This is a genomic window from Mycobacterium yunnanensis, assembly GCF_025823185.1.
Taxonomy (GTDB): domain Bacteria; phylum Actinomycetota; class Actinomycetes; order Mycobacteriales; family Mycobacteriaceae; genus Mycobacterium; species Mycobacterium yunnanensis.
The window spans coordinates 1443498-1452903 of record NZ_JACKVK010000008.1; the positions used below are offsets into that span (position 1 = coordinate 1443498).

At 67.6% G+C, this 9406-nt stretch carries 8 protein-coding genes and 1 pseudogene; 2 read left to right on the forward strand and 7 right to left on the reverse strand.

The window, feature by feature from the left end:
- The first annotated feature begins 162 nt into the window (after window positions 1-162).
- Entirely contained in the window at window positions 163-1134 is a 972-nt protein-coding gene (locus tag H7K45_RS16880; protein WP_263996941.1) for an esterase family protein, read from the forward strand.
- Between the two features lie 36 nt (window positions 1135-1170).
- Here H7K45_RS16880 and H7K45_RS16885 read toward each other — a convergent pair whose 3' ends face one another.
- The 5 genes from H7K45_RS16885 to hisN all read right to left on the reverse strand — a co-directional run bounded on the left by H7K45_RS16885 (window position 1171) and on the right by hisN (window position 5980).
- Window positions 1171-2169 carry an acrylyl-CoA reductase family protein gene (locus H7K45_RS16885; protein WP_263996942.1) on the reverse strand — a complete coding sequence of 333 codons (999 nt, stop codon included), beginning with the start codon at window positions 2167-2169 and terminating at the stop codon, window positions 1171-1173.
- Window positions 2170-2205: 36 nt separating this feature from the next.
- Window positions 2206-3414, reverse strand: coding sequence for an acyl-CoA dehydrogenase family protein (locus H7K45_RS16890; protein ID WP_263996943.1), 1209 nt, complete (start codon window positions 3412-3414; stop codon window positions 2206-2208).
- A 52-nt stretch (window positions 3415-3466) separates the two neighbouring features.
- Window positions 3467-4876 (reverse strand): acyl-CoA dehydrogenase family protein, encoded by a 1410-nt coding sequence (locus H7K45_RS16895; protein WP_263996944.1) that lies wholly within the window; start codon window positions 4874-4876, stop codon window positions 3467-3469.
- Window positions 4877-4977: 101 nt separating this feature from the next.
- Window positions 4978-5127: a hypothetical protein gene (locus H7K45_RS16900; protein ID WP_263996945.1), complete on the reverse strand. Its 150-nt coding sequence runs from the start codon at window positions 5125-5127 to the stop codon at window positions 4978-4980.
- A gap of 70 nt (window positions 5128-5197) precedes the next feature.
- The gene (gene hisN, locus H7K45_RS16905) at window positions 5198-5980 is read right to left on the reverse strand and encodes a histidinol-phosphatase (protein WP_263996946.1); all 783 of its coding nucleotides are present in this window, start codon (window positions 5978-5980) and stop codon (window positions 5198-5200) included.
- Window positions 5981-6003: 23 nt separating this feature from the next.
- Between hisN and H7K45_RS16910 the strand changes: the two genes are divergently transcribed.
- Window positions 6004-6456 (forward strand): hypothetical protein, encoded by a 453-nt coding sequence (locus H7K45_RS16910; protein ID WP_263996947.1) that lies wholly within the window; start codon window positions 6004-6006, stop codon window positions 6454-6456.
- On the opposite strand, the pseudogene H7K45_RS16915 reads toward H7K45_RS16910, so the two are convergent.
- Together H7K45_RS16915 and H7K45_RS16925 are read right to left on the reverse strand one after the other, a co-directional pair.
- Window positions 6453-7927: pseudogene (locus H7K45_RS16915) on the reverse strand (HNH endonuclease). The gene H7K45_RS16910 and the pseudogene H7K45_RS16915 overlap by 4 nt on opposite strands.
- A gap of 222 nt (window positions 7928-8149) precedes the next feature.
- A partial coding sequence (locus tag H7K45_RS16925; RefSeq protein ID WP_443677449.1) for an integrase core domain-containing protein occupies window positions 8150-9406 on the reverse strand: 1257 nt, incomplete at its 5' end.

Below are 9406 nucleotides of genomic sequence, written 5' to 3' on the forward strand. Positions count from 1 at the left end.
CGGTCGCAGCGCCATGTTTTACTTCCTGTCGACAAGTTAATACTCAGGTCCGCCTGCTACGGCTGCGCGGGCGCGGCCGGCGGTGATCCCGTCGCCGCTGGGGCGATTCCTCATCGCACAAATCGTCGGTGTACCCGTAACAGGAACTGGATGGATTCGTAGATGTCATTTGACGGTGTTCTCGGGCGCTGGACGCGCCGACTACTGATGGCGACCATGGCGGTGCTGTTGCTGCCCGGCATGATCGGCGCGGTAGGTGGCAGTGCGACCGCAGGGGCGTTCTCGCGCCCCGGCCTCCCGGTCGAGTACCTCATGGTCCCCTCGCCCTCGATGGGACGCGACATCAAGGTCCAGTTCCAGAGCGGCGGACCCAACTCGCCCGCGGTGTACCTCCTCGACGGTCTGCGCGCGCAGGACGACTTCAACGGCTGGGACATCAACACCCAGGCGTTCGAGTGGTACCTCGACTCGGGTCTGTCGATGGTCATGCCCGTCGGCGGTCAGTCGAGCTTCTACTCCAACTGGTACAAGCCCGCGTGTGGCAAGTCCGGTTGCCTGACCTACAACTGGGAGACCTTCCTCACCTCGGAACTGCCGTCGTACCTGGCCTCGAACAAAGAGGTCAAGTCCACCGGCAACGCAGCCGTCGGACTCTCGATGGCCGGTGGCGCCGCGCTCGTCCTCTCGGCGCACCACCCGGGACAGTTCTCCTACGCCGGCTCGATGTCGGGCTTCCTGAACCCGTCCGAGGGCCAGTGGCCCGGTCTGATCAACCTCTCGATGGGTGACGCCGGCGGATACAAGGCCAATGACATGTGGGGCCCGGCCGAGACCGATCCGGCCTGGCAGTACAACGACGCGATGGTGCAAATCCCGACCATCGTCGCCAACGGCACGCGCATCTGGGTCTACTGCGGCAACGGCACCCCCAGCGAGCTCGGTGGCAACAACCTGCCGGCCAAGTTCCTCGAGGGCCTGACCATCCGCACCAACCGCACGTTCCAGGACAACTACATCGCAGCGGGCGGCAAGAACGGCGTCTTCAACTTCCCTGACACCGGCACGCACGACTGGCCGTACTGGGGTCAGCAGCTGCAGCAGATGAAGCCCGACCTGATCAGCCACCTCCTCTGAGGCGACTGATTCGAGTGTGACAAGTGGCGGGTGGGTTTAGAACCCACCCGCCACTTTCACGACTGCGCGGCCCGAGAACGCACCGGCCCGCACCTGATCGATCACGTCGACGACGTCCTTGACGTCGACGTCGTGGGTGATGTGCGCCAGACGCTGAGGCTTCAGTGATCCGCCCAGTAGCGCCCACAATTCGCGCCGCGGGCCAATTCGCATCATCACCGAGTCCATGCCAAGCAGGGCGACGCCGCGCAAGATGAACGGCATCACCGTGGTGTTGAGCGCAGGCCCGCCGGTGAGCCCACTGGCCGCCACGGCGCCGCCGTAGGAGACGGTGCTCAGCACGTCGGCCAGGGTGGCCCCGCCAACGCAATCCACCGCCCCCGCCCAGCGCGTCTTGCCCAGCGCCCGCGGCTTGGCGTCCGGATCGGCAGGCAGTCGTGGGATCACCTCCGCTGCACCCAAGGCCTTCAGACGCTCCTCGGCGCCGCTCTTCCCGGTCGACGCGACCGTGTGGTAGCCCGCCGCCGACAGCAGGTCGACGCTCACCGACCCCACGCCGCCGGTGGCACCGGTGACGACGATGGGGCCGTCGTCGGGTTGGATGCCCCTCGCGATCAACGCCTGCACGCTCATCGCAGCAGTGAAGCCCGCAGTCCCGATCGCGGCCCCCTCATACGGTGTCAGAGAGCCGAGCGCGACGACTTGGTCGGCGGGCACCCGCGCGTATTCGGCATAGCCGCCGTGGCGGCCGGTGCCGATCTCGTAGCCGTGGGCCAGGACGGCGTCACCGACCGAGAAGTCGTCCGACGACGACGCGACCACCTCACCAGTCAGGTCGATACCCGGTACCAGCGGGTAGTCACGCGCAACGCCACCCTTCGGCGTGAGCGCCAAGGCGTCCTTGAAGTTGACGCTGGAGTACGCAACGCGGATGGTCACCTCACCGGGCGGCAGGTCTGCTTCGGTGAGCGTCTCGACCTTTGCGTCGATGCGATCCTCGTGTTGCCGTGCGACCAGAGCGCGAAAGTCATCCATGCCGACGACGTTATCGTGCCCGCCCCGGCGGGTCGGCTACTTCAGCTCGGCGGAGGACAACCCGAGCAGCCGGCGCGCGACGACCAACTGCTGGATCTGCTGAGTGCCCTCGAAGATGTCGAGGATCTTCGAGTCCCGGGCCCACTTCTCCAGCAGCGTGCTCTCCGAATAGCCAGTGGTCCCGGCCATTTCGACGGCCTTGAGGGTGACTTCGCTGCCGACGCGGGCAGCCTTGGCCTTGCCCATCGAGGCTTCCTTGGAGTTCGGGATCTTGTTGTCGGCCTGCCAGGCGGAGCGCACGGTCAGCAGATAGCCGGCCTCCCACTCCGCCTCCAGCCGCAGGAACTCCGCGGCGGGGGCGCTTTGGGCGTGGGCTGGCTTGTCGTAGGAGATCTCCACACCGGCGTCGGTGAGGATGGTCCGCAACTCCTCCAGCGCCGCGCGGGCGACGCCGACGGCCATGGCGGCCACGATGGGCCGGGTGTTGTCGAACGTCTCCATGACGCCGGCAAAGCCCTTGTCGACGTTGATCTCGGGGCTTCCCAGCAGGTTGTCCTTGGGGATCCGCGCGTTGTCGAAGCGGATGGCGGCCGTGTCGGACGCTTTGATGCCCAGCTTGTGCTCGAGTCGCTCGACGGTGACGCCGGGATGGTCCCGCGGCACGATGAACGACTTGATCGCCGCGCGGCCCTTCGACTTGTCGAGCGTCGCCCAGACCACGATGTGGCTGGCGCGGGCGCCGGCCGTGACGTAGATCTTCTCGCCGTTGATGACGTACTCGTCGCCGTCGAGCTTGGCCGTCGTCGACACCGCGGCCGAGTCGGAGCCGAAGCTCGGTTCGGTGATGGCCATCGCGGCCCACACCTTGCCGAGTCGGGTCAGCTGCTCGTCGGTCGCGACGCCGGACAGCGCGGCGTTGCCCAAGCCTTGGAAGGGCACCGACAGGAGCAGGGCGACGTCCCCCCAGCTGATTTCGAGCGCGTTGACCAACGCGGACATGTTGGCGCCATTGACGTTTACCTTCGAGTCGGCACCGTCGCGGAACGCCTCGGTCCCGGCGAAGGAGATGCTGCTGCCCGCCGTCATGCCTTCGAACAGCTCGGCGAGGGTGTCGAGCTCGACGGGGTAGGCGTGCTCGGCGAGGTCGTACTTGCGCGAGATTGGCCGGAGCATCTCGGCGGCCGCTCCGTGGCTGGTGTCGATGACGGCCTGCAACTTCTTGGGCATTTCGAGATTGATTGCCATGAGAGGACTTTCGGGTAGTTTTCGACAGACCAGGGACTGGGAAAGTGCTCGACTAGAGGACGACGACGCCCTCGGCCACGCCGAGCGCACGAAGATCCCGGTACCAGCGTTCGACCGGGTGTTCCTTGGTGAAGCCGTGGCCACCGAGCAGCTGCACGCCGTCCAGGCCGATCTGCATGGCCTTCTCGGTGCCAAGCCTCTTGGCGAGCGCGGCTTCCCGGGCGAACGACAGGCCTTGTTCGGCGCGCGCGGCGCCGCGCCAGGTGATCAGCCGCAACCCGTCCAGCTCGATGGCGATGTTGGCGCACATGAAGGCCACCGACTGCCGACGGGCGATGGGCTCGCCGAACGCCTCGCGTTCCTTGACGTAGGGGACGACGTAGTCGAGCACGGCGTGGCATGTGCCGACCGCCAGTGCGGCCCAACCCAATCGGGCCAGGGCGATGGCCTCGGAGTAATTGGCGGCGTGGTCGGCCTCGCTGGTCTCGTCCTCGCCGAGCCGGTTGTGCAGCGGCACCGCGACGTTGTCCAGTACGACCTGGCCCAGCGCCGCGGCGCGGATCCCCATGCTCGGATCGGCCGTGACGGAGAGCCCCTCGGAGCCCGCTTCGACGAGGAACAGGGTCGCCTTGCCGTTGAGCTGGGCGGCGATGACGAACAGTTCGGCGTCGGCGGCGGCGGGCACCAGCGACTTGACGCCGGTCAGCCGGTAACCGCCCGGAGTGCGTGTGGCCACCGTCTTCAGCGACGTCGGGTCGAACAGCGCATGCGGTTCGGCGATGGCGACGCATGCCTGGGGCACGTTCTCACCGGCGAACTCCGGGAGGTAGGTCGCCTGCTGACTGGCGCTGCCCCAGTGGGTCAGGGCCGACGCGACGCCACCGGGCGCGAGGATGGGAAGTGCGAGTCCCATGTCGCCGTAGGCGAGGGCCTCGGCCACCAGTGCGTTGGTGACGGTCGAGCGCTGCGCGGCGATGCCGTCGAAGTCCTCGGGAATGTTGACCGCGGTGATGCCGAGTTCGGCCGCCTTGGCGATCAGCTCCGGGGGATAGGTCGCCGCTGCGTCGGCGTCGTGGGCGGCGGGCCGGAGGATCTCCTCGGCGAACTCGCTGATCGTCTCGACGATCATCTTCTGCTCGTCGTCCGGTGTCAGGTCGAAATAGTCTGCGCCACTTGGCTTGAGCCGCGTGGCGGGCTTTCCGAGCCGCTGAACGCGGTTGAACTGGCGCGTGGAGCCGCCGATCGCGGAGAACACCGTCTGCACGCCGTTGCGGAGGCCGCGGTTGAGGGGGCCTCGGAGGCCTCGCTTGTCCAAGAACTCCTGTCCAAGCAGCGGCGTCAGCAGGGCGAGTGCGATGTCGGTCGCCGTCCGCTCGTGCCGCTGGAGGCCGACCGCGCTCTCGCGGCCGGTGCGCTTCGGACGCTGATTCGTGCCGCTGGGGGAAGGCAGGGTGTTGGTCATGTCGACAGCCTCGCATCGTTGGGGCAGTACGTGATGACCGTATCTTACTATTGAGTAAGATAAGCGTCGAGTGTTATCAACGTCACCTGAACGTCATGGCGTCAACGTGGTTCGCTTGGCGGCGGTTCGAGGGCTACCGGGACGGGGACGAAGGGCACGCTGATGCGCGGGTTGGCCACTGCCGTCGGAGCGAGGACGACGACGGCTCCGAATCCGGTGAACGCCGCCGCGAGGAGGGTGGACTTCTTCATGGCGACGACGTTATGGAGTGTGCCGTCGTGGTGAATCAGGGATTTCCCTACATTCGACGGCATCGCAGAATCACGACGCCGTGAACCAGCCGAGCACGTCGGAATGCAAGCGGCCGTTGGTGGCGACGGCACTTCCGCCGTGCGGCCCGGGAGCGCCCTGAAGGTTGGTGAAACTCCCCCCGGCCTCTCGGATCAGGACGTCGAGCGGTGCGAGGTCCCACAGTTTGACTTCTGGTTCGGCGACGACGTCGACGGCGCCCTCGGCCACCAGGCAGTACGACCAGAAGTCGCCATAGCCCCGGACGCGCCAGACCGCGTCGGTGAGTTCGACGAATCGATCTCGGCGATCCTCCCACCCGGTGGTCAAGTCGGAGAACGACAGGCTCGCCGAATCCAGCTCGGACACGCCCGACACCGAAATCTTGCGGGTGGTGCCGTTGAAGGCGGTGAACGCACCGGCGCCGGCGCTCGCCCACCACCGGCGCGCAAGGGCGGGGGCGCTCACGACGCCCACCGTCGGAACGCCGTCCTCCAGCAGCGCGATGAGCGTGGACCACACCGGCACTCCGCGGACGAAGTTCTTGGTGCCGTCGATCGGGTCCAGCACCCATTGGCGACCCTCGAAAACTGCTGTGCCACCGAATTCTTCGCCGAGGACGGCGTCATCGGGACGGTTGGCGGTGAGCAGACCGCGTAGCAGTTCCTCGGCGGAGGTGTCGGCATCGGTGACCGGGGTCAGGTCGGGCTTGGTGTCGACGTGCAGGTCCAAGGCGCCGAACCGGTCGAGGGTCAACGCGTCGGCCTCGTCGGCCATCCGGAGGGCCAAGTCGAGGTCGTCCGCCACATTGGTCATGGCTGCAGTCCTACCATGGAGGCGTGTTCGAAATCCTCGTGCTCGTGCTGGTAGTCGGTGGCATCGTGTTGTTGCTCGGGCCGAGGATCAGGGGGAGGCGTGGTCCCGGGGCGTCGAACGGCTCGGGTGGGCCTGGGGGGATGGCCGAATTCCGTGAGCGCCGTAGTCCCGGCGTGCGTGGCGCAAACTCCTCCGGCACGCTGCTCGTCACCGGAGTGAGCGCCGGCGCACCGTCTGACGGATCGCACCTCGTGACCATCACCGGAGTGATCAACGGTCCGACGATTCGTGAGCACGAGGTCTACACCCGCGTGCTCATGGCCGTCGGCACCGCGCCCAGCATGGGCCAGCTCATGCCCGTCGTGTACTCGACGAAGAACCCCGACAAGTGGGGGATCGTCGCGACCCCGCCGCCCGACATGCCCCCGCCCCCGAACATGCCCCCGCCACCCGCCGGGCCGACCGAGCTTCGCTAAGCGGGGTCGCGCCAGGCGAGGTAGTCGGCGAAGGCGGTTTCGACGCCGCTGCGACGTCGGTGTGAGCCGGGTAGTCGTGGTGACTTGGAGTGGTGCCGGGCGCCGGTGGGGGTGGTGAATTCGGCGGTGTGGCGACCTGTGTGGTCGATGCTGGTGGTGACCGACCAGCCGGGGGCTTCCTTGGCGTAGTTGCAGGCTTCGCATTCACCGAGCCCGTTGACCGCGGTGGTCGGGCCACCGCGGGCATGGGGGCGGGCGTGGTCGGTGTGGCGGATGGGGGCGTCGCAGTACGGGGTGCGGCAGGTGTCGTCGCGGGTGGCGATGAACCGGGCCAATCCCTTCGGGAACGCCCTGGCGCGGGATTCCATCGCGATCAACGCACCGGAGTCGGGGTGGCGGTAGAGCCGGCGCAGGGTGGCCGTGGATCGGTCGTCGGTGGCGGCGCCGTCGACGAGTTGGCTCCATCGCGATCAACGCACCGGAGTCGGGGTGGCGGTAGAGCCGGCGCAGGGTGGCCGTGGATCGGTCGTCGGTGGCGGCGCCGTCGACGAGTTGGCAGGCGATGGCGGCGGGGATGGGTCCGTATCCGGGCACCCGGGCCGGTGCCTGGTCCCCGCCGAGGAGGGTCTCGTCGGTGATGACGACCTCGACCGCGATGGGCACGGGGACGTCGGCGGGTCTTCCGGTGACGCGTGCGACGAGGGTGTCGGCCATGACCTGGCCGCGGGAGCGTCCGTCACCACAGGTGTCGGCGTCGCGGCGCAGGGTGGCGTAGACCGCGACGCCTTGGGTCATGGGGAGCAGGGCGGTCACGTAGGTCATCGCATCCGGGGCGGGGCGGACCCAGACCGAGCGTTCGGTGTCGGCGCGCACGGCCCGGTCGACCACGGCGTGCGGGTCGAGTTCGTAGGCGATGGCCTTGGCGTCGGCGGTGATCCGCTGATCACCCTTGCCGTCCAGCCCCGCGAGATCCGCGCACATCGGCGCGCACGGCCCGGTCGACCACGGCGTGCGGGTCGAGTTCGTAGGCGATGGCCTTGGCGTCGGCGGTGATCCGCTGATCACCCTTGCCGTCCAGCCCCGCGAGATCCGCGCACATCCGGGCGTCGAGGATCTTGCGGTCGGCGAGCGTCAGGAAGGCTGATTCTCGGACGATGAGGGTGGCCCGCCATTCCGAGAGCGCCCCGGCGCGCAACGCGGTCAGGGTGTGGGGCATTTCGTGGACCAGGGCGCGGGCGAAGCCGAGGTGGCGGCCTCCTTGGTTGGGGGAGTCCCGGCGGGCCAGGGCGATCTCGCTGCCCAATCCCTTGCCGCGTTTCGCGGTGGGGATTCCGGCGGCGGCTTCCCGGGTCCGACGCGCTTGGTCCAGGGTGGCGGTGAGGACGGCTTGTTCGGCGGCGGCCGCGGACTTGGCGCGTTCGAGCGCGGCGATGCGGTCGACCAGCCCCGCCTCGTCATCGCTATCGAACATGTGTGCGACTGTAGCCGAGGGGTATGACAAGTCCATGTGTGATGTCTCAGGACTTGGGTGACAGTTCTGCATCAGGACATTGGTGACAGTTGATGTGTCAGGACTTCNTCATCGCTATCGAACATGTGTGCGACTGTAGCCGAGGGGTATGACAAGTCCATGTGTGATGTCTCAGGACTTGGGTGACAGTTCTGCATCAGGACATTGGTGACAGTTGATGTGTCAGGACTTCGGTGACGGTCTGTCGGTTTTGGGGGCTGGGCCCCGTGGTCGACCGTTGCCGACGTATCGAATACCGGATGCGGGTCGGGTGTGTTCGGCGAGGACTTCGCCCTGTAGGTCGGTGATGATGACCTGGTCATCGACGGTGACGACGAGGACCTGCTCGAAGGCGCGTTGTGCGTCGACCCGGTAGGTGACCGTGTCCAGATGGATGGTCCCCGCAGTGCTGATCGTTCTGGCACGGGTGTTGGCGGGCAGGTTCGGTGGTGGCGGAGTGCGGGGCCTGCGGTAGGCGCTCGCGACGGGCGCCGGGTAGATCGGCCGGTCGAGCTGGGGACGGGGCGGGTCGGCTTGGGGGGTGGCGTCCCACGCCGTCTGGGGGGTGATGCGACCGGGCAGGCCCTGGTGGGGGCGTTCGGTGTTGTAGAGGTGGTCGAACGCGTCGACCTGGGCTTGGAGTTCGGCCAGCGATGCGGCGAGCGGTTGCTTGTCGAGGTAGCGAAACAGGGTCTGATGGAAGCGTTCGTTCTTGCCCTGGGTGGTCGGCTTGTAGGGCTTTCCGGTGATGGTCAGCACGCCCAAGGCGCCCACATGGCTGACGAGTCGGCCGAGGTGTCCGCGCCGGGACGGGTTGAGCGCGGCCCCGTTGTCGGACAACAGTCGTTGGGGTACACCACGATCGGCGACGGCCTTGTCGAACACTGCGATGGCGGCCTCGGCCGTCTCAGNCCACGCCACATGGGAGGCGACCGCGTAGCGGGAGTGGTCGTCGATGAGCTGAAAGATCACGCACGTGCGCCCGCCGCTGAGGACGTACTCGGTCGCGTCGAGTTGCCAGCACGCATTCGGTGCCGGGTAGACGAACCGTCGCCACGCCGAGCGGGGCTTCTTCTTCGGCTCGAGCCGAGCCACGCCGGCCTCCCGGAAGATCCGCGCCAGCGCCGCGGTGGACGGCACCTGCGGCAGGCCCATCGCGTGCATCCTGTCGTGCACACTGATCGGCCCGTGATCCAGTCCCGAGGACTCCAGGGCAGCACGTACCGCCACTGCCTGCGCCCTGACCTCATCGGTCAACCTCGACGGACTCGACTTCGGTCGTCGTGTCCTCGGTTGCAGCACCGCGGCCTGCCCGTCGTCCATCGCGCGCTTACGTAACGCGTAGAACGACTTTCTTGAGATGCCGTGCTCGGCGCAGAACGTCGAGACCGCACCCCGCGGCGCGTCATCGGGCCACTGCGAGATCGCCAGCCGGACACG

Coding starts and splice junctions, on each gene's coding strand:
- hisN (WP_263996946.1), bottom strand. CDS start 5,980: ATGACCAATGTGGCGGACGACCTCGACTTGGCCCTCCGGATGGCCGAC.
- H7K45_RS16900 (WP_263996945.1), bottom strand. CDS start 5,127: ATGAAGAAGTCCACCCTCCTCGCGGCGGCGTTCACCGGATTCGGAGCC.
- H7K45_RS16890 (WP_263996943.1), bottom strand. CDS start 3,414: ATGGCAATCAATCTCGAAATGCCCAAGAAGTTGCAGGCCGTCATCGAC.
- H7K45_RS16880 (WP_263996941.1), top strand. CDS start 163: ATGTCATTTGACGGTGTTCTCGGGCGCTGGACGCGCCGACTACTGATG.
- H7K45_RS16885 (WP_263996942.1), bottom strand. CDS start 2,169: ATGGATGACTTTCGCGCTCTGGTCGCACGGCAACACGAGGATCGCATC.
- H7K45_RS16895 (WP_263996944.1), bottom strand. CDS start 4,876: ATGACCAACACCCTGCCTTCCCCCAGCGGCACGAATCAGCGTCCGAAG.